Source organism: Embleya sp. NPDC005575 (assembly GCF_040605455.1).
In the GTDB taxonomy this organism is placed as follows: Bacteria; Actinomycetota; Actinomycetes; order Streptomycetales; family Streptomycetaceae; genus Embleya.
On sequence record NZ_JBEXCV010000040.1, the window covers coordinates 19,372 to 44,314 of the forward strand.

General features: G+C 69.7%; 13 protein-coding genes and 2 pseudogenes. 13 read left to right on the plus strand and 2 right to left on the minus strand.

The genetic code is table 11. The features are described 5' to 3' along the window. The first annotated feature begins 15 nt into the window (after nt 1-15). From ABZS54_RS16205 to ABZS54_RS16240, 8 genes and pseudogenes are all read left to right on the plus strand, one after another. Nucleotides 16-1,659 carry a hypothetical protein gene (locus ABZS54_RS16205; RefSeq protein WP_355535356.1) on the plus strand — a complete coding sequence of 548 codons (1,644 nt, stop codon included), beginning with the start codon at nt 16-18 and terminating at the stop codon, nt 1,657-1,659. A 50-nt stretch (nt 1,660-1,709) separates the two neighbouring features. After that, complete coding sequence (locus ABZS54_RS16210; RefSeq protein ID WP_355535359.1) at nt 1,710-3,356, plus strand: hypothetical protein; 1,647 nt, start codon at nt 1,710-1,712, stop codon at nt 3,354-3,356. Between the two features lie 51 nt (nt 3,357-3,407). Next, nucleotides 3,408-6,170: a DUF6603 domain-containing protein gene (locus tag ABZS54_RS16215; protein WP_355535362.1), complete on the plus strand. Its 2,763-nt coding sequence runs from the start codon at nt 3,408-3,410 to the stop codon at nt 6,168-6,170. Nucleotides 6,171-6,175: 5 nt separating this feature from the next. Then, entirely contained in the window at nt 6,176-8,458 is a 2,283-nt protein-coding gene (locus tag ABZS54_RS16220) for a hypothetical protein (protein ID WP_355535365.1), read from the plus strand. Continuing rightward, on the plus strand, nt 8,455-12,219 hold the full coding sequence (locus ABZS54_RS16225; protein ID WP_355535368.1) for a hypothetical protein: 3,765 nt from the start codon (nt 8,455-8,457) through the stop codon (nt 12,217-12,219). The genes ABZS54_RS16220 and ABZS54_RS16225 overlap by 4 nt, the downstream gene beginning before the upstream one ends. Further along, the gene (locus ABZS54_RS16230; RefSeq protein WP_355535371.1) at nt 12,216-13,343 is read left to right on the plus strand and encodes a hypothetical protein; all 1,128 of its coding nucleotides are present in this window, start codon (nt 12,216-12,218) and stop codon (nt 13,341-13,343) included. Before ABZS54_RS16225 ends, ABZS54_RS16230 begins: the two co-directional genes overlap by 4 nt. Beyond that, complete coding sequence (locus ABZS54_RS16235) at nt 13,340-14,440, plus strand: hypothetical protein (RefSeq protein WP_355535374.1); 1,101 nt, start codon at nt 13,340-13,342, stop codon at nt 14,438-14,440. Before ABZS54_RS16230 ends, ABZS54_RS16235 begins: the two co-directional genes overlap by 4 nt. A 343-nt stretch (nt 14,441-14,783) precedes the next feature. Beyond that, nucleotides 14,784-15,882, plus strand: a pseudogene (locus ABZS54_RS16240) (integrase core domain-containing protein). A gap of 498 nt (nt 15,883-16,380) precedes the next feature. Here ABZS54_RS16240 and ABZS54_RS16245 read toward each other — a convergent pair. Beyond that, the gene (locus tag ABZS54_RS16245; RefSeq protein WP_355535377.1) at nt 16,381-17,208 is read right to left on the minus strand and encodes a TnsA-like heteromeric transposase endonuclease subunit; all 828 of its coding nucleotides are present in this window, start codon (nt 17,206-17,208) and stop codon (nt 16,381-16,383) included. A 234-nt stretch (nt 17,209-17,442) separates the two neighbouring features. Between ABZS54_RS16245 and ABZS54_RS16250 the strand changes: the two genes are divergently transcribed. Both ABZS54_RS16250 and ABZS54_RS16255 read left to right on the plus strand, forming a co-directional pair. After that, nucleotides 17,443-19,719: a helix-turn-helix domain-containing protein gene (locus ABZS54_RS16250; protein WP_355535380.1), complete on the plus strand. Its 2,277-nt coding sequence runs from the start codon at nt 17,443-17,445 to the stop codon at nt 19,717-19,719. 9 nt (nt 19,720-19,728) lie between these two features. Next, nucleotides 19,729-20,295 (plus strand): XRE family transcriptional regulator, encoded by a 567-nt coding sequence (locus tag ABZS54_RS16255; RefSeq protein ID WP_355535383.1) that lies wholly within the window; start codon nt 19,729-19,731, stop codon nt 20,293-20,295. 54 nt (nt 20,296-20,349) lie between these two features. On the opposite strand, the pseudogene ABZS54_RS16260 reads toward ABZS54_RS16255, so the two are convergent. Further along, a pseudogene (locus ABZS54_RS16260) lies at nt 20,350-21,939 on the minus strand (IS1182 family transposase); the annotation flags it as partial. A 157-nt stretch (nt 21,940-22,096) separates the two neighbouring features. On the opposite strand from ABZS54_RS16260, the gene ABZS54_RS16265 reads away from it, so the two are divergent. The 3 genes from ABZS54_RS16265 (at nt 22,097) to ABZS54_RS16275 (ending at nt 24,918) form a co-directional block, all read left to right on the plus strand. Further along, complete coding sequence (locus tag ABZS54_RS16265) at nt 22,097-22,711, plus strand: GNAT family protein (RefSeq protein WP_355535386.1); 615 nt, start codon at nt 22,097-22,099, stop codon at nt 22,709-22,711. 81 nt (nt 22,712-22,792) lie between these two features. Beyond that, on the plus strand, nt 22,793-24,058 hold the full coding sequence (locus ABZS54_RS16270) for a diaminobutyrate--2-oxoglutarate transaminase (protein WP_355535389.1): 1,266 nt from the start codon (nt 22,793-22,795) through the stop codon (nt 24,056-24,058). Continuing rightward, nucleotides 24,055-24,918 (plus strand): cupin-like domain-containing protein, encoded by an 864-nt coding sequence (locus ABZS54_RS16275; protein ID WP_355535392.1) that lies wholly within the window; start codon nt 24,055-24,057, stop codon nt 24,916-24,918. Before ABZS54_RS16270 ends, ABZS54_RS16275 begins: the two co-directional genes overlap by 4 nt. Nucleotides 24,919-24,943 lie beyond the last annotated feature (25 nt).

A 24,943-nucleotide genomic window follows, 5' to 3' on the forward strand; every position in this document is an offset into this window, starting at 1 on the left:
TCCGGAGGCCCCGCCGTGCCCGAGAACCAGGTCAACGCGCTCTTCACCGTCGCCAACGCCGGCCCCGGAGCCGAGCAGACCGGATTCGTCGTCCAAGACGACCAAGTGGCCCGCTACGGCTGGGTGAGCGGACGGATGCTGGATGTCAACGCGGTCCCGCTCGCGGAACGATGGCCGCAGCTCCCCGAGGCGTTCAGGGCCGGCTTCGACGCGACCCTGACGACGTCGCTCGACGACCCGTGGACGCTGGTCTTTCGCGGCACGCAATGCCTGCGACTCCACCCGATCGACGGAACGGTCGCCGAGCCGAGCACGATCGCGGCACGCTTCCCCGGGCTTCCGGCAGCCTTCCAATCCGGGATCGACGCGGCACTGCCCGGAACGAGCGGCAACCAACTGTTCCTATTCCGGGGCAACACCTGTGTCCTGTACGACATGCGGGTCCCCGGAGTGGTGGAGACCGGGACGCTCACGGCGATGTGGCCCGGCTTGCAGGCCAAGGCCCCGGCGTTCGTGAACGGCGTCAGCGCGGCGACGTACGACCCGACGAACGACGAGTTCCACTTCTTTCGAGGCCAAGCCTTCACCACGGGCGTCCTGGCCACCCGCACGGTGACCCGGGATGCCACCGCGATCGACGACACCTCGTGGCCGGGCCTGGTCCCGGCCTTCGGAGTCGGGTTCCTCTACCTCACCCTGATGATGAATCCGTCCTCCGGAGACGCCACCCACATCGTCGATCTGCGTACCCACCAATTCGTGGGGACCTTTCCGCATCCGAGATCCATGCGGTACGGCGGAGTCACCACCTCGCCGGACAGCAGGTACGTGTATGTCTGTGAGGAACGCGGACGATTCTGCCTGGACGCGACCACACGGCAGGTGATCGCGGAATTCCCCGAGGACATGCCCACGGGAATGCGCAGCCGGATGGTTTTCAGCCCGGACGGCGAGCGAATGTACATCGTGACCCGGGAGAAGAGCGACCAGGATCCCTACTTGGAGATCTTCCGCACCGGCACCTTCGACAGCATTGCGCGCATCCTCTTACGGGGCTACGGCAACCCCACGAGTGGTATGGGCAGCGAGCACACCTCGTTGGCCGCCGGCCGGGACGACAAGAGTGTCTACGTCGGCGTCGACACGCGTGCCGGGGGCAGCGTGGTCGTCGAGGTCGACTTGCTCAATCATGAGGTCCGCCAAGCCTTCACGTATCCCGAGGCCGGTCGGATGCACTCCATCGCGCTCGCGTCCGACGGCACCGTCGTGCATGTCGCGCACGAGAAGGAGACTCTCGCGATCGACGTGCGCACCGGAGTGGTCCTCCGGCGTGGAATCCTCCCACGCTGTACGAGACTCGAACTCGTTCCGGGTCGGAACGCGTTGTATTGCACGCCGATCGTCGGCAGCGAGCCCGGCCTGCTGGTGGCCGACCCAGCAGACCACCGGGTCGTCCACCGGATCCCGATCCGGTCGGGCGGCGGCCTGGGCAAGCCGGGTGACATGGCGTTCAGCCACGGGGGCGCGTACGCCTACGTGACCGACACGTTTTCCAGGTCCATCGCGATCGTCGACGTCGCGGATCACCGACGGATCGCGTCGATCGATCTCGCCGCCGACGTGGTCAACCCCGCCGGCCTCGCGTACACCCCCTACTGAGCATCGGCGCCGCCACGGCGTTTCCAACCGACCCGCACGGGAGGCCCACCATGCCCGAGCACCAAATGGACGCGTTCTTCACGACAGCCAACACCGGCTCGGGCACCGAACAGACCGGGTACGTGGTCCAAGGGGACCGCGCGGCCCGATTCGGCTGGGCGAGCGGCCGGATGCTGGACGGGGCGTTGGCGCTCGCGCGCCGATGGCCCGATCTCCCCGCCGCCTTCCGGACCGGCTTCGACGCGACGCTGACGACGTCGGCGGACGACCCGTGGACCATCGTCTTCCGCGGCACGCAGTGCCTGCGGTTGCATCCGTTGGACGGGACGGTCGCGGAGGTCACCACGATCGCGGCACGGTTCCCGGGGTTGCCGGCGGCGTTCGCGTCCGGGATCGACGCGGCACTGCCGGGGTCGAGTGGGAATCAGGCGTTCCTGTTCCGGGGCAACACCTGCGTTCTGTACGACATGCGGGCCGGTGCCGTGGTCGAGACGCAGACGCTCGCGGCGATGTGGCCCGGCTTGCAGGCGAAGGCCCCGGCGTTCGTGAACGGGATCAGCGCGTCGACGTACGATCCGAGCAAGGGCGAGTTTCACTTCTTCCGTGGCACGCAGTACACCAAAGGCGTCCTGGCCACCCGCACCGTCACGGCCAACGCGGCCACGATCGACGAGAGTTCGTGGCCGGGGCTGGTTCCGACGTTCGCACCAGGGCACGTGTACGCCTGGACCTACGGCGCAGGCCACTCGCTCGACGTCGTGGACGTGGCGGCCGGGAAGGTAACCGGCAGCCTGGACATCGCCGTCGCCTCCGATCCGCACCAGACGCTTAGCGTCAGCCCCGACGGCCGATACCTCTACGTCCGAGCGGACCGGACGTGGGCGTGCCTCGACACGTCCACCAATCGTGTCGTGGCACGAACCCCGGAGATGGCGCAAGGCCTGACCGGCACCAACATGGGATTCAGCGCGGACGGCCGGCTCGTTCACGGAGTCATCACGGTCTACCAAGGACCGACCTACCTGGACACCTATCGGGTCGGCACCGCCGAACGCACCCGGCGCATCGAGATCCGAGGCACCGACCTGTTCGCCGACCCCACCGAGGCTGCCAAGAGCGGTGACCTGTATGTGTTCGATACTCCCCTGCTCACCGTGCCGGGTGGTCGGTACCTCTACTTCGGTGGCTCACTCGACGGGAACGCCGCCGTGATCGAGGTCGACGACCAGGCGGGCCGGGTCCGACAGGCGTTCCGGATCCCCGACTCCGGCGACGCCCGAGACCTGGCCATCTCTCCAGACGGCCTATTCGTGCACGTGGCCACCCGCAACGACGTCGTAACGGTTGACGTGCGCAACGGGAGCATTCGGCGCCGCGGCGTGCTGCCGGAGTGCGAGAACATCGCGTTGACACCGGACGGACAGTCGTTGTACTGCCTGCCCTCCGCGCTCAAGAGCGGTGTCCTCGTGGCCGATCCGATCGATCACGGCGTGCGATATCGCATTCCGGTGGGCGGCCGGGGCGGTCCCGGCAGTCCCCAGGGGATCGCGTTCGACTTTGCCGGAACCCACGCCTTCGTCTGCGACCGGGAATCGACCTCGGTGTCGATCATCGACACGACCGACCATGTGCTGGACCGCGCGATCGCGGTAACCCCGGGCGCAGGGCTGCGCGCCATCGCGTTCACGGTCTACTGACCTCCCCGTCCGCCCGGCGCCACCCCACCCCCGTCCGCCGAGGAGGCCCCCGTGTCCCCTGCCACCGAACAAGTCACCCTGCTCGACATGTTCAACGCCATCGACCAACCGATGGTGGAACTCCCGGACGAGTTGGTCCCCTACCTCGAGAACGTGGTCGAGCACACCGACCTGCCGCTCGGTGAGAAGCTCTACACCGCCCGCTCGCCCGGCTACGACCAACCGGGCGAGGCGAGCCCCGTGGACCTGCTGTTCGTCAAGACCAACCGGGTCGGGAACGCCTCGCTGAGTGCCGCCGTGCTCGACATCCGGATCGGCTTCGACGCCTCCGGCCTGAGCCTGGTCGGCGAGAGCATCCCCAAGGGCGCGTTCGTCTTCCCGACTGTGCGCGTCGTCTACATGTCCCGCGCGATCGTCGTGGACGAGGTGAACGAGCTCAACGCGGTGCTGCGCGGATACGGGATCACCGAACCCATGTTCCCGCTCCCGAACGTGATGACCGCGCACGCATGGCCGCAGAAGTTCACCGCGGTGCTGAGTTGGTGGGTGAACGGCGGCGAACTGCCCGGCCTGTCGATCTCACTGGACAAGGAGAAGAAGGACAAGCCGGATAGCCCGGACAAGGACATTCGGGTCCCCGGCTTGCCGGTCGGCTTCGGTCCGGTCGAGATCGCCGCCGTTCGCCGCGCCTACGACAAGAAGAAGGGGCTGCGGATCTTCCTGGTCGGCGAGTTCCGCCTCTCGGGCTTCACCTTCCAGCTCGACGGGCTCGGCATCGTCGTCCCGCTGAAAGGCGGCTTCGTCCCCAAACCCGAACTCATGGGCGCCGCACTGGATATCACCCGCCCCAAGCCACCCATGCAGATCATGGCCGCGATGCGCTGGGCCGGCGGCAGGGATCCGGAAATCGCCGGCGGCCTGGTCGGACTCGTCCGGGTGACCACACCCGCGGTGGAAGTCCTGGGCGCGGGTGGTTTCTTCCGCGCCACCGAGGGGTTCAACTCGGTGTTCCTGTACGTCGAGGCGCTGCTCGCGGGAGGCCGGTCGCTGTTCGGGCCGCCGCCGTTCACCGTCACCGGGCTGTCCGCCGGGTTCGGCATCAACAGCAGCATTCGGCCGCCCACCGCGGCCCAGTTGCCCGCCTTCCCGCTGGTGTCTCGGCTGGACAAGGCCCCGCCGACACCTGAGGATCCCGAACCCGACCCGCCGACACCGATGAACATGCTCGACAACCTCGCGGGCAAGGCGGGGTGGGTCCGGCCCGAAGACGGCTCGTACTGGGCGGCGATCGGCGTGCAGTTCACGTCGTTCCGCTTCATCGAGACCAAGGCGCTCGCGCTCGTCGAGTTCGGCAATCGGCTCAACCTGATGCTGCTCGGTCGCACGTCCGTCACCTTCCCCAGGAACGCCGACGTCGGCGGCCGGGTGCACGCTCGGCTGAACATCGACCTGCGCCTGGCATACCTCTCCGACGAGCACCTGATCAGCCTCGACGTCGCGGTCGCCCCGGGATCGTTCTTCTTCGACCCGGCGTGCGAGCTGACCGGTGGGATCGCGCTGTGCGTGTGGACCGGCGGCCGGCGCGCCGGCGACTTCGTGATCAGCATCGGCGGCTATCACCCTCAGTTCGCCCGCCCCGCCTACTACCCGACGCCCGCCCGGCTCGGCTTCCGGTGGAACCCGTGCAGCCGGGTGGTGATCCAGGCCCAGGGGTACACCGCGCTCACCCCGGGCGCGATCATGTTCGGCGGCGCGCTCGCCGCCCGCTACGAGAAGGGCCTGCTCAGTGCGTGGTTCACCGCGCACCTGGACGCGCTGATCCAATGGAAGCCGTTCTACCTCGACATCGCGATGGGTGTCTCGATCGGTGTCGCGTTCACCATCAAGGTGTGGTTCGTCAAGGTCCGGGTCTCCATCGAGGTCGGCATCAACCTGCAATTGTGGACCCCGCCGCTCGGTGGCCACGTCACCGTCAAGGTCTGGTTCATCTCGTTCGGCTTCGACTTCGGCTCGTCCCGCAAGGGCGCGCCACCCGTGCCGTGGAGCGAGTTCCAGATGCAGTTGCCCTCACCGATTCGGGCCAAGCCGGAGAAGGGCCTGCTGCTCGACGTCGACGAGTCCGAAAGCGAGGCGCGGGAGGCCGCGAAGGAGCCGCTGCTCGTTTCCTCGGACGGGTTCGCGTTCTCCACCGAGGCCGCGCTGCCGGCGTCCGTGATCCGCCTGAACGGCAAGGTGTTCGCGACCGCCCGGGAGAAGGTCGACATCCGGCCGATGCGCAAGACCGGCCTGACCTCCGAGCACATCGTCACGCTCGGCCTCGACGGCGAGGAGTTCACCCCGGACCCCAAGCTGTGGAAGCTCGGTGTCATCCGCCGCGACCTGCCTCGCGCGCTGTGGGGCAAACCGGTGATCAAGCCCTCGCCCGACGAACCCGGTCTGGAACCGGGCTTGTTCACCGGTCTGCGTGTGGAGGTCCCCGGCCCCGACCTCAGCCCCGGCCTCGGCCCGGTCACCTCGGCCGCGCTCGGCGTCGAACCCCAGGCCGAGGGTTACACGCCCCTGCGCCAAGCCGACGCCCAGGGGCCCACCCCGATCGACAACCCGGACAGCGTCGGCCTCATCGTCGACACACTCGCCGCGACCGCGACCCGACGCAGCGCCGTGTTCGACGCGCTGACCCGCCTGGGAGCCGCTCCCGGCAAGGACACCGACGGCGCGCTGACCGACTACGCGCGCCTGGTCGGCCGCAGCATGACCGACGCCCCGTTGACCACGGCCGCTCCCGCTCCGTCGACCCCGACCGTAACGAGGTGAGCCGCGTGCCCGAAGGCCTCGCATCGACCGAGCCGCCCCGACTCGACGTCACCTTCCACGACTACCTCGTTCCGCGCGCGGACCCCGGCGTGTACACCGTGCGCGCCGAGCACCTCCTCGAAGAGGCGGACGGCACCCGTGTCGACACCGAGCCGCTGCCGGCCGCCGAGCAGGAGTTCGAGATCCGGGCGGCCCGGTTCACGCTGCACGAGACGTCCGTGCACGCGTTCTACCCGCCCGCCGGCAGTAGTGGTCGCTACGACGCGGTACTGCCGCACATCACCTTGGACCGGGCGATCCTGCCGTGGGAGCGCCCGCTCACCGGCGCGCGCTCGCGCGCTCGCGCACCCTGGATCGCCCTGCTGGTCTTCCGCGAGGGCGAACTGCCCGACGACCCGGCGGCGACCGGGGAGTCCGTACTGCGCACCGTCACCGAACTGACCAGGCCCACCGAACAGGGCGTGATCGGCCCCACCCTCGACCCCGGCGGGATCACCCCCGGCATCGCCGGGAGCAAGTGCACCACCATCGACGTCCCCCGTGAGGTCTTCCGCCGGGTCGCGCCGCACCAGGAGGAGATGTACTACCTCGCGCACGTGCGCGACGTGGTCCGCCCGGTGCAGCGCGCGGACGGGGAGGTGCTGATGGAGGGCAAGTACGCCGTGGTGACCGCCAATCGCTTCCCGCGCGACGCCGGGCGCTACACCGCGCACCTGGTCTCGCTCGAAGGCTACGAGGCCCAGTTGGCCCCGGGCGCGCCCGGGAACCACCATGCACTGCGCCTGGTGTCGCTGTCCTCGTGGTCGTTCACCACCGACCTCACCAACGCGCTCGACATCCCGGAGATGCTCGGGCACCTGGTCGAACCGAGCCGAACCGGCCACCCGGAGGACCTCGCGCTGCGGATCAACCCGCCGAAGGGCGAACCCGCCGACGACGCGGAGCGGTACGCGCGGGCCCGGCTCGCGCTGGGTTACGCGCCGGTGCCCTTCCGGACCCTCTCCGGCGAACTCACCTACGCCTGGTACCGAGGGCCCGCCACCCCGGTCACCGCCCCGGACGTCCCCGATCAGGTCGGCGAGACCGGCCACACCACGGCCGACCACGCGCTGATCTACGAACAGGAGAACGGCCTGTTCGACGTCGGCTACGCGACCGCGTGGACGCTCGGCCGCACGATCGCCCTCGCCGACCCCGACTACTCGGCGCAGATCACCCGCGCCCGCCGCGAACTCGGCAACCGAGCCGCCACCCTGCGTGCGATGGCCGCCGACCCGGCGCGTGCCCGCACCGACCCCGATGCCGGCCGCGGACTCGCCGCACTGCACGAGCTCACCGCGGACGGCGGCCGTTCGCTGCGCGCGACGCTCACCGGGCCCGTCGAGCCGGGGCCCTCCCCGCGGGTGGCCGGCCGTCGTCGCCTCACCCGCGCCGAGGGCCGCGCCCTGCTCGCCGAGGAACGCTCGGTGTCCCTGCTGCGCGCCACCGCCGAACGCAACATCGGGGACATGCCGGCCTGGCTCGACGAACTCGGCCTGCTGCGCGGCATCCCGTTCTGCTACCTCGTGCCCGACCCACGCATGCTGCCGGCCGAGTCGATGCGGATGTTCCGAATCGACAAGCGCTGGCTGGACGCGGTACTGGCAGGTGCGAGCGACGTCGGCATGCACACCTCGACGGACCGCGACCTCGACCCGCAACTGCGGACCGTCGTCGCACGTGCCCGGCGTACCGAACCGCTGCCCGGCGCCGGGCTGTTGATCCACTCCGAGCTGGTCAGGGCGTGGCCGGACTTCCCACTCGTCGCCAAGACCGCTCTCGGCGCGCCGATCGCCGAACTGCGCCAGGATCGCCTGGCCCCCAACCTCATTCTCTATCTCTTCGAGGATGTCCCCGATGTGATCGAGATTCGCGAACCCGGACAGGGCATCCACTTCGGCATCGACGCGGGCGATCTGATCGGCCTGCGTAGCCTGGGCGGTGCCGACCAGCCCCCGCTGGGCGAGTCCACCGGCGAATTCTTCCCGGACCCCGATCATTCGGACGGGGACACGGTGTTCGGCGAATACCTGCGCGAGCGCCCGGACGGTGGAACCCCGGACGTGCTGCGCCTGCTCGGCGAAGACGGCTTGGTCCCCGACTTGGCCGCCGCGTTCGCCATGGACGACCTCACCCCATCACAGTTCGCCCTGCAACTGATCAACGCCCCGGTGCTACAACGCATCGCGCCGAAGCCGCCCGCCTTCCCGACCGCCGGGACCGTCACCACCACCGGGAGCCCGCGATGACAGACACCGATCCCGATCTGATCGTCCCCGTACGGCTGCACGCCCTGGTGGTCAACGAGACCGTCAAGGAAAGCGAAGCCTTCATGCGGTGGCAGCCCAACTTCGACGACATGCTGAAGAAGAAGACCGCGGCCGAACCCGCGCCCGGCAAGGACACCAGCGGAATCGCGCACGGCGTGCACGTGCAGTGGCAACTACCCGAGGCACTGACCTCCGGGCACTACGACCCCGACACCGGCGAGACCACCTTCCCACTGGTGCCCAATCGCTGGCTCGTGGTCCGCCATCACACCGTGCCCTCGCCACGCCCCGGGGCGGGGCAGACCCGGGCCGCTGCCTGGCTGATCCACAGCGACTATCTGCAACGAGCACACGGCATCCCCGGCAAGCGGGGCGCGTCCCCCTTCCTGTTCGAAAATCCCGAAACCGGCGAGCTCGGCGAGGACTGGATCGGCCGCGCGCACGATCTGCGCGGGGGTGGGTGGACCGAGCCCGCGCCGGTCGAGCCGTTCCTCACCGCGATCGGCCCCGGGCTGCCCGCGTTCGCCGGCTTCCAGCCCTACCACCAGAACGTGTTCTCCTTCCACGACACGCTCACCGACCTCACCGGCGACGGCCACAACGTGCCCGCGCCCACCACCCTGAGCTACTTCGTGATCGGCTGGTACGCCGACGACACCGCCGAATTCCTGCGCCGGGCCGTCGAGATCCCCGGTCTGCTTCCGCCCGAGGCAGAAGGTGACGACGACCTGCTGCGGGCCTTGCGCTGGGGCCTGCCCGGGTACACCGACCTGCCCGAGGACCATGACCCGCCCGCCGGTGTCGGTCCGCAACGCTCGGTGTACACCGGAACCGCGCTCGGTATCCCGTGGACTTACTACAACTGGTCGCCCCCGTCCGACATCCCCGATCACGAGGTCGGCCTCTCGGTTGCCGTCGGGCACAGCACCGCCGACGCGCTCGGCGACATCGCCGCACGCCAGTCTCGCTCGGCTCGTACCGGGGAACTGATCAAGGCCCTCTACCACGGCACGATCGACGGCTTCGACCAGGCCGAAGGCGGCTACGACCTGGACGAGATCACCCGCCGCGCCTGGTTCTCCGCATCCGCGTCCGGCTACTCCTGGCAGATCGTGCCCCGGCCCACCGACAGCCCCGAACCCACCCGAGCGGCGCCGACCAACACCCCGCAGTGGCTGGCCGAACTCAACGTCCGCCAGCGCCGATACGACGCTGCCGGTCGCGAACTCGCGTACGTGCAGGAGCGGTTGCGTACTCTGTGGTGGCTCAAGGGCCTGCCCGGCGAGCATCCCGAGGGCTTCGACGAGGCCGCCGCGTGGCAACTCGAACCGGACAACGAGGACACTCCGGCCGAGCGAGCCGACACGCTCCTCGCCGAACTGGACGACTTGCGCGGCCACATCCCCCAGGGCACCACCTCGGAGCAGATGCAAGCGGCGATCGACCGCTTCGCCGCCGACCACCACCTGCCCGCCCACCTCGAACTGCGCCGCGTCGCGGACCCGCCCTTCCACCGCACCGGCGACCCCGTCGTGCTGATCACCGGGGCAGGCGCCAAGGAGCCGCTGACCCGCGACCCGGAAGACCCGCTGCCCTGCCGTACCGTGTCCGGGCTGTTGTCCGCACTGCGGGTGAACGACCAGTGGGACGACACGAGCGTTCCGCCGCCTCCGTTGGATCGGCCCGAGCTCGGCGCGATCGACGTGCCCAACCTGCCCGTTCCCGGGCCGGCGCTGCTCGCCGAGTTCGCGCTGCTCGACCGGGCCGCCCGCACGCCCGCCATCGGCGACCCGGAACAGCGCAGCGCGCTCGAGGTGGCCCTGAAGACGCCGACCGAACACATGCAGGGAGTGCTCGCCGAGTACACCTCGGTCTGGCGCCAGCCCTGGCTGCCCATGTATCTGCAATGGGACCTGCGCTATCACCCGATCCCGTACCAGGCCGAGGACGGGACTCGCAACTGGTCCTTCACCGGCAGCGAGTACTGCTGGAAGGGGACCGGGGCAAATCCCGGCAACGGCGAGGACGGGCCGCAGTGGATCCCGTTCGGCGCACGGACCTTCCTCACCCCGAGTGCCCCGTACGTACTGGCCAAGCAGATCGACCGGCTGACCGAAACGTACGCCACGACCAGCGCCGAACGCGCGGGCCTGCGCCTGCTCCGTAATACCTACGCCGAGCTGGACGTACTCGCCCAGACCCTCGACGGCTTCAACGACACCCTGCTCATGCGCGACATCGGCGCCCGTACCGCGACCCCGGAGGCGGTGGCCCGGTTGACCGGGGAGGCCGGGCACGTCGCGTCACCCGGAACACCGGGCGACGACGTCGACTTCCGCTTCCAGCCGGTCCGCGCGGGCCAGTTCTACTTCCGCGACCTGCGCATCATCGACCGGTTCGGGCGCTCCGTCGTGATCGCCACCCCGGAAGGCGACGCACACCTGCAATTGCGGCTCGTGCCGGTGGACAGCACCAGACCCAGCGCTCCGCTGGACGGGGGCATCGAGGCGCCCGAACGATTCGCGCAACTGCCACCCAGGCTGCTCCAGGACGCGCGGGTACGAATGCGGACGGTATCCGGTCGCGACGACGCGGAGAGGCCCGCCGATCGCGCCGGTCGCGTGGGTGCCCCGGACAGCCCGCTCGTCGGGTGGGTGCTGATCAACAAACTCGACGACAACCTGCTCGTATACGGTCCGGGCGGGGAGGCGTTCGGCGAGCTGCGGATCATCCGCAATGCCGGCGGCGACGAAGAGACCGCGTGGACACCGCTGCCCTCCTCTCCCTATCACGAGGAGACCGACGAAGCCTTCGGCGACGATCACCCGCACCTGGCCGGCTTCGTCCGCGGGCTCGTCGGCCCCACCGGTCCGTACACCGCGCTCCTTGCCACCATCGACGCGGGCGTGGAGAGCATGACCGACACCGGTGCCCAGGACGATCGGGCGCCGGCGCGACTGGTCGGCCGGCCGGTCGCGCTCTACCGCATGCGGATCGACGTCGAACTGCGCGGGGACCCGTTGAGCAACCCCGGCTGGGACTACGCCCTCGGGCAATCCTCCGAGGAATACCCCGACTATCGGTGGCCGATCCGGTTGGGCAACCCGGACCAAGTCACCGACGGGCTCTTCGGTTACTACGCGAGCGCCGGGGGACCCGGCGGCAAGACCGACTACAGCCGGCTGCACGTCGTCGAGCCCGCGATCGAGGACCCCTACCTGGTCGACATCGACAACGGCTCGGGACTGGAACTGCCCGCCCGACCGCCGGGCGACGAGGCGGTCTCGCACCACCTCACGATCCTGGCCGACCCGCACAACCCGATCCACGCGACCACCGACATCCTCCCGGTCACCGACCTCGAACTGCCCGTCGATCTCGTACACCGGGCGCTGTTGCGGATCCGCGCCGCGTTCCGACTCAACCCGCTGCTCGCACCGACCCGGATCCCGGCGACCGAGCCGGGTCGCCGCAACGGTGGGTGGTCCCCCGGGCCCGGTACCTTCGGCGACGAACAGCCGCTGCCCGACGAGATGTTGGTGATGATTCGGCCCGCGGCGTGGCACGGCACGTGGACCTGGGCCGAGCCGCTCTCGGCCGCGGACGGGCACTGGCACGAGCGGGCGATCCTGGCCGCCGACACCGACCCGCACTCCGACGATCCGGCCCCGTACGCGCGTGCCGGCTACCTGCTGCTGCAACCGGCCCAGGCCGCCGACGAAGAGGAGGAACTCGCGTGATCCTGCACTCCCAGGACGGCGACACCGTACTCACCTACACGTTGACCCCGGTGCCCACACCGGTCAACGTCAGCACCCCGCAGAAGCCCGAGCCCCTCCGACTCGAACTCACCATCAGAGGCGACGCCGACACACCCGTGTACCTGGATCGGGTCGACATCGCCCTCCCGCACGGCACCGGCGAGACCCACCTGACCAATACCGCCGTCACGTCGATCAACACGACCACGGACTACGAGTCCCCGCCGGACCAGAGGTGGAGCACGGACGCGAGTCTGGCCGACAACATCGCCACCGTCACCTTCAGTGCCCGGCAACCGGTCTACGCGGACGGCGACTTCACGGTCACCCTGATCGTCTACGCCTTCCTCGTCAACGAGGTGGTCGGCACCGCCGACGTCCTGGTCACCGAGTGGACCTCGCCCAAGGACGGCGACGAACCCACCGACCGGTCGACGGGGTTCCCGATCGACAAGTGGCCCGCGGACTTCACCTTTCGCAACTTCCGCCCGGACAAGGTCACGGTCGCCAACGGCGAGAGCGTAACGCTGCGCTGGGAGCGCAGCCGAGGCCCGAAGTACACGCTGTACTGGGACGGCGGATCCCAACCCGTCGACAACCTCAGCTCGTGGCCCTCGCACGACCTCGAGCACACCACCGGCTTCATGCTGGTCGCCGTCGACGGCACCGGCACCGGCAGGCGGACCTACGCGCTCACCACCGCCGTCACGGTCACCGAGCCCAACCTGCTCGTCGGCAACCTCGACGTCAACGGGGTCACCCAACTCCAAGGCCCGCGACACCAGTTCCCGCTGCCAGGGGTCGGAACCTCGCAGTACTACAAGGCGTACACCGACGGCACGCTCGTCGGCTACCTCTCCGGCCGCAGCGGCGCGCCGGGCGCGACCCTGGCCGCCACCGTGTACCGGGCCGGCCAGAACGAATACACGATGCGGTTCACCTCCGAGAACCCCGCGGCGAAGCCGCCCGACGAGACCCCGATCACCGTGCCTGTCCCGCAGGACGCCGAAGTACTGCTGTACTTCGGCGGCCAGAGCGGCGACACCCTCGACCTGGTCTGGTTGCCACAGGGCACCGGCGAGTTCGAGGTGATGACCCGATGACCCCGGCATCCGAAGCGCTGCTCGCCTACACCCTCACCACCGATCCCGACCCGATCGAGACCGGCCGGCCCGCCACGCTGCGCCTGGTGGCCCGGGGCGGCGACACTCCCGCGTACTGCCGCCGGATCACCCTGGGCGTGCCCACCGGAACGGGCGCGGGCGCGCTCACCGACAATCCAGCGGCGATCAGCCCTGCGCCGGTCCAGGGTGGCGGCCATCAGGACCAGGGCGGCGGCTGGACCATCGCCCGTGCCACGCCGGCCGGCCGGGCCGACTTCACGGCCACCCCGACCGCGGCTCGGGGCTGGCTCGCGGGCGTCACCCCGCTCACCCTCGAACTCGGCACGATCGCCGTCAACGGGGCGCTCGGCGGCACGGCGCTGACCGTCATCGAGGAGACCAGCGCCAATGGCACCGACTGGGCCACCCGCACGATCGAGCTTGCGGTGCCGAAGTTCCCCGCCGACTTCGTCTTCCGCCACTTCGCCCCGGACGAGATCCACGTGCCCAACGGCGATCCGGTCAGGCTCACCTGGCAGGGTTCGCCCGCGACCTACACGATGCGCTGGGGCCGGCAAGGCGAGTGCGACGTCAGCGACGCCAAGGAATGGGTCTCCCCAAGCCTGTACGACACCACGACCTTCCGCCTCGCCGCCACCCTGCCCGGCAGTACCGCCGAACGCGTCCTGACCACGACCGTGACGGTGTTCCGCCCGCACCTGCGCGTCCGCGATCTCAGCGCCCGCCGCAACGTTCACATGATCGGCGCCGACCAGCGCCTGGACCCACCCCAACCCGATCGTCCGCTGCGACTACGGGCCGGGACCGACGGCATCCTGGTGGGTCACGTCAAGGCGAAGGCAGGCGCCGCCCCGGCCGCGATCAGCGTCACGACCGCCGCCGGCACGACCGTCGAATACGCGCAGACCTTCACCTCCGACAACCAGGACACCTCGCGGGTCCCGGCGGAGACCCCCTTCCATGTCCCCATTCGTCGAGGCGCGACCGTCGACATCACCGCCGTGGGGACGGACGCCGACGATTTCGGCCTCACCTGGCTGCCGCTGGGGACCGGCCGCCTCGACCCCGCCCACTGACCGACCAGGGGCCGCACGGAGGGCGGCCGGGTGACGGCGGCGTCCTTGGGGCGGGTCACACGCCGGTTTGGCCCCCGGTCGGGGCGGCGGAAGGTCCGTCGGTGGCGAACGACCACCTGCCGGGTCCTTGTCCTTGCGCCAAGCGAGCAACAGCGGCTCGATCAAGGCTTATCGGACATCCGTCGGATCCGAGGGACATGGCCTTGACTCGCGGACACTCGTCGGCCCTGTGGGTGCCGAATATCCATCCGCGCAGGTGAGAGCGCCTTCAGCGGCTGCACGCGAGCGGTGTCATAGATCCCCTGGCCGGGCGCGGTCGCCCGCCGTGGCAGCATGATCATTCGTGCTGCTTCGACTCGCCTACCTCACGGTCACGAACGCGTTCGCCGCATCGCGGCTGCTCCCGATGAGCGACCGCGACAAGGACGCCGAGATTCTGGCGTTGCGCCACCGGCTCACCGTCTTGGAACGGCAGCTCGGGGACCGGCGGCCGCGGTTCACCGCGGCTGACCGGGCCTGGCTCGCCGCGCTGCTGCACCCGCTGCCGCGCCAGGTGCTGCGACGGCTCCGGCTGACCGTGCACCCCGACACCGTCCTGCGGTGGCACCGCCACTTGGTCCGCCGCCGGCACGCGGCTGCGTCCCGTCCGAAACGACCCGGGCGTCCGTCGACGGTCCGCTCGATCCGCGTCCTGGTGATCCGGCCGGCGCGGGAGAACCCGGCCCGGGGGCTACCGCCGCATCCACGGTGAACTCGCTGTCCTCGGCCTGCGCGTCGCAGCCTCCACCATCCGGGAGCTCCTCAAGGACGCAGGCATCGACCCCGCACCCGAGCGCGGCGCCGCCACCTGGGCCGCGTTCCTGCGCTCCCAGGCCGAGGCGGTCCTCGCGTGCGACTTCTTCGAAACGGTCACCCCGAACGGGCAGCGTCAGTACATCCTCGCGGTCATCGAGCACGCCACCCGCCGGGTCCGGGTCCTCGGCGCCACGCCGCACCCGACCGCCGTGTGGGTGGCCCAGGCCGCCCGCAACCTCGCCATGGACCTCGAAGACGCCCAAGCCAAAGCCGCGTTCCTCATCCGCGACCGGGACGGGAAGTTCCCCGGGCTGTTCGACGAGATCCTCGCCGACGCCGGGATCCGCACCGTCGTCACCGGCGTCCGCATACCCCGTATGAACGCGATCACGGAGCGCTGGGTCCGCACCTGCCGCCACGAACTCCTCGACCGCACACTGATCTGGAATCAGCGTCACCTGCTCCGTGCGCTGCGCGAGTTCGAACGGCATTACAACGCGCACAGGCCGCACCGAACGCTCCAGCAGGCGGCGCCGCTCCGTGCGCTGCCCGAGCCGATCACCGACCCCGACGAACTCCAGCGGTTGCGCATCCGCAGACAGGACCGACTCGGCGGCACCATCCATCAATACCGACATGCCGCCTGACCAGCCCGGATGCGGTTTCCGGCCCCCACAGCGCTCGCTCATGTGGGCCAGGCCCAGCATCGCGGCCTCCTGCGCGCCGAGCGCCCCGAGTTCGGCCGCCTTCGCCCGCCGCCGTTGGCCCAGCGTCGTACCCGCCGGATCGTAGGCCGGCCGCGGCTCGCCGGGCAGGGCCCGCGAGTGGTGACCACCCCGGTAGCCGGTCTCCGCCTCCAGCATGTGTGCAGTACGCAACCGGAGCTGCGCACGCTGGACCTCGGTCAGGTCCGCCTCGGTCACCGATCGGAACGGACGTTCCGCACCGGACGCCGGGATCGTTCGCACCGGGCGGCAGTCGGGGTGGTGCATCAACCATCGGATCGGCCGCCGCTGCCGTTCGCCCTCCGCGTCCCGCAGGACGACCAGTCCCCGCTGTGCTTCCACGGCATCGACGGTCCACTCGACGCCGTTCAGCCGAAGACCCGTTCCCGCAGCCAGGTCCAGCCGTTGGTACCTCACGACCTACCCCTTCCCGCTCTCGCTCCCGGCCCACACCGGCGAGGAATCCCCCAACGGCGCGGCCAGGTCCACGGCCAGGCGCCGGTGCCAGATCAAGTGCAGCGCATGGGCACGAGCCACCACCGGCCACGGTGTCGCCGCAACCAACTCCCCGAATGCCAAGTGTCCTTCCTCCGCCGCCGCGATCAACGGCCCCTGCACTCCCAGGAGATCCTCCAGGGGCCGGCGTTGGGCCGACAGGGCATCCAGCACGCCGCACACGTGTCTCCGCCATCCCGTCACCACCGCGTAGCGCCATCCGCAGGCGGCAGCCGCCTCCTCGGCCGCGGCGAACCCCAGCACGTCGCGCTCCCCGATCAGGCGGCGCGGGCGGACGTCGAGGAGCCACCGAGCCCCGTCCGGCCGGATCGCCAGGAAATCCGGCGTATGCCTCCCGCGTCCCCCTCGGTGCTCGAACTCCAGTCGGAACGGTTGTGACAGCACCTCGGCCACGCGCAGAAAGTCCAGCGCGAGCAGCAACCGCTGTTCCTCCAACGACTCGAACCCGTGATGACGGCCCGTGGAGACCATGAACTGCAGACCCGGCCGGTGCCGCTGACGCGCCCGCCAGGTGAAGCCCCTGACCGACTCGGACTCCGACACCGGAACCGCCGCCAGATCACGGACCGGCCACACCACCTCGCCACCCGCGAACCGCCACACCGCCGTCCATCGGCGCAGCGATCCCTCGCCCCGCACCAACAGAGCCCGCACCGCGTCGGGGATCGCGTACGAAGCAACGAGCTGATCCAACCCGCACGCATCCGACCGCACGCCAACAAACGCGTCCATCCCACCAGCACAGCACTACGACACCCGCAGCAGGGCGATTTCCGTCTATATGCTCACTCCACGTACCAAAACGGGCAACGGCTGGCCCACGTGGCCAACAACCGCTGCCCATGGCCACCTAACGCTGACCGTCGCAGACACAGCGATACCCAACCCCCGTTTTGTAAAATCTGAGTATGATTCAAGTTCTGAGAATGTCTTATCCGTGGTAGGATCGCGGGTAGGAGGTGGAACATGTCCGACTCGCTCTTCGATGCGGTGGACGCTCTGCTGGCACAGGCCCAAAGCGATCTCCCGCCCCCCGCCGAACGCACCCGGCTGCGCAAGGCCGGCGGCTTCACCCAGCAGCAGGTAGCCGACGCCCTGGGCGTCACCCGCGTGACGATCGTGGGCTGGGAAGCCGGCCGCACCGAACCCCGACCACCCCAACGCCCCGCCTACGCCCGACTCCTCGAGGGCCTCGCCGAGCGCTACCCCACACTCGACCCGGCCGCCGACACCGCCGGGACCGGGACCGTGACCGTCGAGCCGACGCGGATCGAACCCGCCGTCGACGAACCCGGCCCGACGGCCCCCGAACCGCAAGCGCAGCCAGCCGCCCCCGCGCCCGACCCGACGACCGCCTCGACCACCACGACGCCGATCGCCGAGCCCGTCGTCACGGCGGCCGCGCCCTGGACCCGCACACCGACCACACCCCCCGCCGCACCCGCAGCCGCGCCGAAGTCCACGCCGACGCCGTCGCGAGCGGCATCGGTGGACCGCCGCGCCCCGGCCGGCACGACGTCGCCGAGCGGGCCCGCCAGGGCGGCCGCGAAGACCGAGGACGTCGACGCCAAGCCCGCGCGTTTCCCGGCGGGCCCGCTCGCGGTCCTGGACGTCGACACCGACACCACCACGCTCCTCGCGCACCTGGCCGACGGCACCGTGCTGCCCTGCCCGGCGAAGTCGCTGCTCACGGTCGTGTCCTGGGCCCTGGACGCGGGCCTGGGGGCGGAGCGCCTGCACCGCGCCGGCCGCGACGCCGACCCCCTGGTCGTCGTCACCGCCGCCGCAGCCGAGCGCCTGCGCCTGCCGGCCGAGCTCGACGACCGCAAGCACCTGCGGCTGACCGAGTCCCACCCCGTCGTCAAGCAACTCCTCAAGCCCGGCTGGAAGCTCACCAAGCGCGGCTTCGGGTCCTGGACCAAGGTCTACAAGCCCGTCGACGGCGGCCGCCGCCAATGCGTGCAGTTCGCCTTCCTCGGCTGGGACGCCCTCGACACCCGCTCCTGGGCCGACGCCGCCACCCTGCCCGCACCCGAACTCGCCGCCCTGCTCGGCGCGTACGCCACCCGCGTGGTCACCCCCCGCGGCTCCACCGCCGCCGCCGGCCTCGCGTTGATGACCGAGCTGCGCCCGCCGACCCAGGCCGTCAAGGACGAGACCACCGGGACCTGGCGCTCCGGCCCCGTCGCCGGCTCCCTCCTGGAAGCGGTCGACCCGGCGCCGCCCGAGGCGGTTTCGGAGCACCCGATCGCGCAGGACCGCGACGAACGCGACGTGATGGTCGAGGAGGCCTACGTGTGGTCGCGCGAGCTCCACGCCGTCACCGATCCCGAAGGCGAAGCCCCCTACGCCATCGGCCTGGACGTCAACGCCGCGTTCCTCGCGGCCGCGTCCCGCCTGCCGGTGGGCATCGGCGCCCCGGTCCACGTCACCGGCCCGCGGTTCGACCCGAAGATGCCGGGCTGCTGGTACGTCGACCTCTCCGACGTCCGGGTCGACCCGCGCCTGCCGTCCCCGTTCACCCCGAATGGGATCGCACCGACCGGGCCCGGCTGGTACGCCACCCCCACCGTCGCCTACGCCGCCGAACTCGGCGCGACCGTGCAGCCGTTCGAGGCGTGGATCCGGCCGGAGAACGGCCCCTACCTCGACCCCTGGTACACCCGCCTGCGCGAGGCCTACATGACCACCATGTCCCGCCTCGGCGTCACCCCCGACCTCACCGACCAGGCCTTCCTGGACGCCATGGCCGGCCACAAGCAGATCGACCCCGCCGAGGCCATCGTGCTGGCCGCGATCAAGGCCACCGTCAAGGGCGGCATCGGCAAACTCCGCGAACGCCCCCAAGGCGCCGCCCACCACGGACGCGGCGAACGCTGGGCCGCCCTGGAACGCCCCACCTGGCGCCCCGACATCCGCGCCGCCGTCATCTCCACCGCCCGGGTCGGCATGCACCGCAAGATGCGCAAGTTCGCCGCCGCCACCGGGCTGTACCCGCTCGGGATCCTCTCCGACTGCGTCGTCTACGCCTCCCCCGGACCCTCCCCGCTCGACCTCCTCCCGCCCACCGTCCCCGGGCAGCCGGTCAAGACCGGGTTCCGCCTCGGCGCCGGCCCCGGACTGGTCAAACACGAGGGCACACAGACCATGGAATGGGTCCTCCAGGGCCTTGCCAACAACCCGCCCGTCAACCCGGCCCGCCACATCAAGGACGGCGTGGACGCCGTCGCCGAAGGCGAATAGGAGACCGCCGTGGGCAAGATCGGCGACGGCTTGGACCAGGCCGCCCAACACGTCCTCACCCGCAAACCACCACAGTCGACGAAGGCCCGCATCCGGTTCCTGCTGAGCAAGAACCGCGGCAGCACCCGGAAGGTCGCCGAACGCCTCGGCGTCAGCCAACGCTCCGTCGAGCGCTACCTCAAGGGCGACCGCAAGAACCCGCCCCGACCCGTCAACAACCGCATCGACGCCGAGGTCCGTCGTCTGTGGCAGCCCCAGGTCCGCCGCCGGGTCGAACAGCGCGCGGCCGCCACCGGCGGCGTCATCGTCGAGACCAGGGCCAGATTCGGGTTCTCCTCGGCGGCCGGCTCGACCGACGACCCCCGGATGCGCCGCATTACGCAGCCGCTGTCGCCCACCCACGCCCAGGAGTTGTTCGACGCCCACCACGCCGGGGCGCCCGAACGTGAGCTGGAGCGCATCGTCGCCGCAGGCCTGCAACAGGCCTACTTCCAGGAGGGCGGCACTCGGGCCGGCGATCTGGAGGCAGTCGAGCTGACCGACGTGGACTATTGCGAATTCGATATCCGAGGCTGAAGTCGAACGCACGTGTGCCCCGCCGTCCTGGGACGCCGTTGGCGAATTCGAGGGCTACTTCGCCCCGTCGAGCTTCGGCTCGGCGGGGCGAAGTGCTGCGAAGTGGCTGGTGCGGGTGTGGGCTCGGGGTGTGTCGGTGAGGTGGGCGTCGATGCGGGCGAGGTTGATCGCGGCACCGGTGAGCTGGTGCTGCAAGCTGGTCTTGGCGAGTCCTCGGTAGCGGGATCTGCGCAGGCCGCAGCGTTGAACGCCTTGGGAAATGGTTCCTTCGACCCCCGCGCGGATCTTGTAGCGTTCCTTCCAGTCATCCGTCTGCTGCAGGGTGCGGGCTTGACCGATGGCCCGGTGCTCCTCGTGGTGGCGAAAGGTCAGCTGACGGTATTGCGCCTTCGGGGAGTCGACGCAGTCCCGAAGATGCGGGCAGGGCCGGCAGTGGGTGGGCGAGAACTTCACCCGGACCACGGGGGTGCCGCGGTGGGACAACGTCGGCTTCCATTGGTCGGCGGTCCGGCCGCCAGGGCAGGTGACGTGCCGATTGTCCCAGTCGATGGTGAAGGCGGCCTGGCCGAAGGGCCCGCCTGCCGTGCTCCCCTGGGCGGTGGTGTCCGTTCCGATGGGGCCGTGCAGTTCGATGCCGTACTTGGCGCGGGCGTTCACGATCTGGGCGCCGGTGGGGTATCCGGCGTCGACCCAGTGCTCGCCGGGCAGGCAGTCCCGTTCGGCCAGGGACGTGTGGATCTCATCGGTTACGAGGGTGTCGGGGACGGTGGCGAGGGTGGTGACCACGTTGGTGACCAGGTTGGGGGCGTCGGGCTCGCAGGTCTCGGTGAGGTGGACCTTGTAACCGTCCCAGAGGGTGTCGCGTTTCACGCTGCCTCGTGCCTGCGGATCATAGGGCGTGACCAGGCGCTTTGCTCCCGGCGGCCGGTCTTTTGGGTCTCGGCGGGCCACCTCGCCGTCGACCAGGTGGAACTGCTGGACCCACACCCGGCGCAGGACCTCCACCTGCTCCAGCGTCCGCAGTTCCCGGGGTGCCCGGGGCGAGAACACGGCCGTGAGCAGCCGCATTCCGTCCGCCCCGACCCGCTGTCCGACCTCGTCCCGCTTGGTGCGCGCCTTGGGGAAGCGGGAGTCCTCGGCCCGGGTCGCGTAGTGCCGGAACCAGTCCGGCTCGGCGACCTGCGCCGTCCAGTCGGGGGCGGCCCGGGCGAGCGCGTTCAACGCTGAGCGCATCGTCTCGGACACCATCTCCAGCCAGCACAGTTCTCGGGCTGCCGATAGGACGTGCGTGGAGTCGGTCCGGGCCCGGCCGGTGGTCTTGAGCAGTCCGTGTTCCCGGGCTGCGGTCAGGACGCCGTCCAGCACCTGCCGCCCGGCGTCCGCTTCGACCAGGCGGTCCCTGAACTCCGACAGCAGCGAGAAGTCGAAGCCTGCGTCGTCGAGTTCCAGCCCGAGGGCGTACTTGAAGTCGATCCGGGCCCGCACCGCTTCTGCGGCCTGGCGGTCGGTCAGCCCTTCCACGAACTGCAGGACCAGCACCAACGCCAACCGGCCCGGTGACCAGGCGGGCTTCCCCCTGGCCGGAAACAGGCCGGCGAAGTCCTCGTCCCGGAACAACACCCCCAACTCGTCTCCGCCCCTGACAACCGCCCTGGCCAGTCCTTAACTTCGGAGGGTCTGCACCCAATTCCGTTGCGTAAGCGGAATCCCTTCACCTACTTCCGCAAACTCCTTGATTCAGTCACGGGCTGCCGCCAAGATCATTCCCGTCTCTAGTCCATCCATCCGGTTAGGGGAACTTGTGGCGGAGTACCTTCGCGAAGCGTTCGGAGATGCCGAGTACGTGACGCGGGATCTGTCGGAAGCGGACATTCCGCTGATCATCGGCTACTGGGCCGGCGCGAGCGATAGCTGGCTCGAAGGCCTCAACGTGAGTCGCCAGCGGCTCGGCAGCGAGGCGGACATGCGGGCCCGGTTCTCGAACATGATCCGCGGCGTCGGCGATGCCGATCGCGTCGCGTTCGTCACCGAGTGCAACGGTGACGTGATGTCCTACTCGAACATCCACATCGTCGACAACGGCGCTGCCGCCTACCTGCACGGCCATGTCATTCGAAAGGACATGCGCGGCAAGGGAGTCGGCAGCGTCCGGTTCTCCAGCATGCTGCGGATGATCATCGACGAGTTCGGCGTGAAGACGGTCATCGCGGAACCGCTCGCATCCAACGTCGCGGTCAACCGCCTGCACCAGAGCTACGGCCTGACGCCAGACCGCAAGTGGCTCGACACACCTGACGGCCTGGCCGAACCAGGCTGGTACAACCTGTACTACTTCACCCGCGACGTCTTGGATTCTGCGGATGTCCGCGCAACACGGGCCAGGGGCCTCCAGAAGATCGAAGCCGGATCCGCCTGACCAGGCAAGGACGCAGATGCCGCTTCCACTCGCCGCGGCGCGCCTCGTGGGCGTCGCTCGGCGGTTATCCATGGGGGATTCATGACGTTAGCCCTCGACCAACGACAAGGCCTCGTCGAGTCCGAGGTTCGCTACTACGCCCGCAAATGGCCTGCCACGTTCACCCGGGCGGCCGGACCGTTCATGTATGCCGCCGATGGACGGCGGTTCATCGACTTCTTCTCTGCCGCCGGGTCGCTGAACTACGGTCACAACCATCCTGTCCTTGTCGACCGGATGATCGAACTACTCGCGCAGGAGCGTGTGCTCCAGGGGTTGGACATGGCCACGCCGGAACGGGCGGCCTTCCTTGAGATCTTCGGCCGCAATGTCACATCGCGGATCCCGGGGAGCTGGCGCGTCCAGTTCACCGGGCCCACCGGTGCGTCGGCGGTGGAGGCGGCACTGCATCTGGCGCGCAAGACCACCGGGCGCAGCAATGTCGTGAGCTTTACCAATGCGTTCCACGGTATGTCGCTGGGGGCCGCGAGTGTCTCCGGGAGATCGCGGGCTCACGGCCGAATCGGCGTGGAGTCCACGGTCCTTCCATTCGACGGGTATTTCCCGAGCGGGCCCACCGCGGTCGAGATGTTGCAGCGTTACCTGGACGACCCGAGTTCGGGCCTGGCTCCTCCGGCCGCAATCATCGTCGAAGCCGTGCAGGCCGAGGGCGGAGTCCGGGTCGCCGGAGACCGGTGGTTGGCGGACCTCGCACTGCTGGCCCAGGCGCGAGGGATTCCGCTAATCCTCGATGATATCCAGGCTGGTTGCGGGCGTTCCGGAGCATTCTTCAGCTTCGAGAGGTCGGGTATCGCCCCTGACTTGGTCTGCCTTTCCAAGTCGCTCAGCGGCTCCGGGCTGCCGATGTCCGTCCTGCTCATCCGCGAAGGGCTCGACGCCTGGGAGCCCGGAGAGCACAGCGGTACATTCCGAGGTCAGGGCCTGGCGCTAGCAACGGCGTCGGCGGCTGTCGAGCACTTCTGGGGCGACGACAAGCTGGAGCTGGGGGTCGCGGAGAAGGAACAGGTCATCCGCGATCACCTGGAACGCATCGCCGACGAGTTGGCGGCTGTCACCGGTTCGCGTGGCCGCGGCATGCTGCACGGGCTCGAGTGCCAAGACCAGGAGTCCGCCGACGCCGTCGTCCACGAGTGCTTCACTCGAGGGCTGATCGTGGAGACCGCCGGAGCGCTCGGCAACGTGGTCAAGCTCCTGCCCGCGCTTACGATCGACGAGGATGTGCTGGCGGAAGGGCTGGGGATCCTCGGCGCCGCAGCCCGCGACGTGCTGGCCGGTGGCCGGCGATGAACTTCGTCGTTGAGCACCGTGCGCCGTCGGCGCACGTCGGTCAGTGGGTGCGCGCGCACGCGGGCCGATGCCATGTCTACCGCGGCGTGCTGAAGGACTCGGCCGCGCTGCGCCGATGGTCGACGGCGGAACTCGCCGAGCAAGCAGGCAGTCAACGCGTACGGGTCAAGTCGTACGCAGACGGCCGGATCAGTGTCGATACGGTCCCGTTCGGCGACTATGTGGCATCGCTAACGAGCGACCAGGGCGACCGGCCTGAGAGTCGTTACCTGCACGACGTCCCGCTCCTCGAAGTCTTCCCGGACGCCCGGGGCCTTGTCGGCGACATCCCCGCCGGATTCGTTCCACGCTGGTACGCCGACGGCTGGGAGCGTTTCGCACAACTGTTCATCGGCCCCGCAGGCGCACGGACACCGTTCCATTTCGACTGCCTGCTCACGCACAACTCGTTCTTCCAGGTCGACGGCACGAAGCGGTTCTACCTGGTTCCCGCCCGATACCGGACGGCGAGCTACCTTCGCGACTGGCGCTGGTCCCAAGTCGACGCGGCGCGCCCTGATCTCGCGGCCTTCCCCGAATTCACCGGCGTACCCGTCCACCAAGTGGACGTCGGCCCCGGTGATGTGCTGTACATGCCGCCCGGAACGCTGCACCAGGTCCACAGCCTGACCGCGAGCGTGTCCTTCAACATCGACTGGCATACACGCACCAGCGTGCTGACCGCACTGGCCGCCGCTTACCGGGGCATGCCCGCCGAGAACACGCGCTACAACCTCATGATCGCCGGAGGCCTCTTCGGACGCGGCCGGCCGCACGAAGTTCTGCGCCGCTACGGCTCGTATCTGTCCTACGTCTCCTGAGCGCGTCGCGCTCCCGCCCCGATTG

What these genes read in the sequence shown, in the direction of transcription:
- ABZS54_RS16250 (WP_355535380.1), top strand. Translation starts at nt 17,443, where the DNA reads ATGTCCGACTCGCTCTTCGATGCGGTGGACGCTCTGCTGGCACAGGCC.
- ABZS54_RS16225 (WP_355535368.1), top strand. Translation starts at nt 8,455, where the DNA reads ATGACAGACACCGATCCCGATCTGATCGTCCCCGTACGGCTGCACGCC.
- ABZS54_RS16245 (WP_355535377.1), bottom strand. Translation starts at nt 17,208, where the DNA reads ATGGACGCGTTTGTTGGCGTGCGGTCGGATGCGTGCGGGTTGGATCAG.
- ABZS54_RS16275 (WP_355535392.1), top strand. Translation starts at nt 24,055, where the DNA reads ATGAACTTCGTCGTTGAGCACCGTGCGCCGTCGGCGCACGTCGGTCAG.
- ABZS54_RS16210 (WP_355535359.1), top strand. Translation starts at nt 1,710, where the DNA reads ATGCCCGAGCACCAAATGGACGCGTTCTTCACGACAGCCAACACCGGC.
- ABZS54_RS16270 (WP_355535389.1), top strand. Translation starts at nt 22,793, where the DNA reads ATGACGTTAGCCCTCGACCAACGACAAGGCCTCGTCGAGTCCGAGGTT.
- ABZS54_RS16235 (WP_355535374.1), top strand. Translation starts at nt 13,340, where the DNA reads ATGACCCCGGCATCCGAAGCGCTGCTCGCCTACACCCTCACCACCGAT.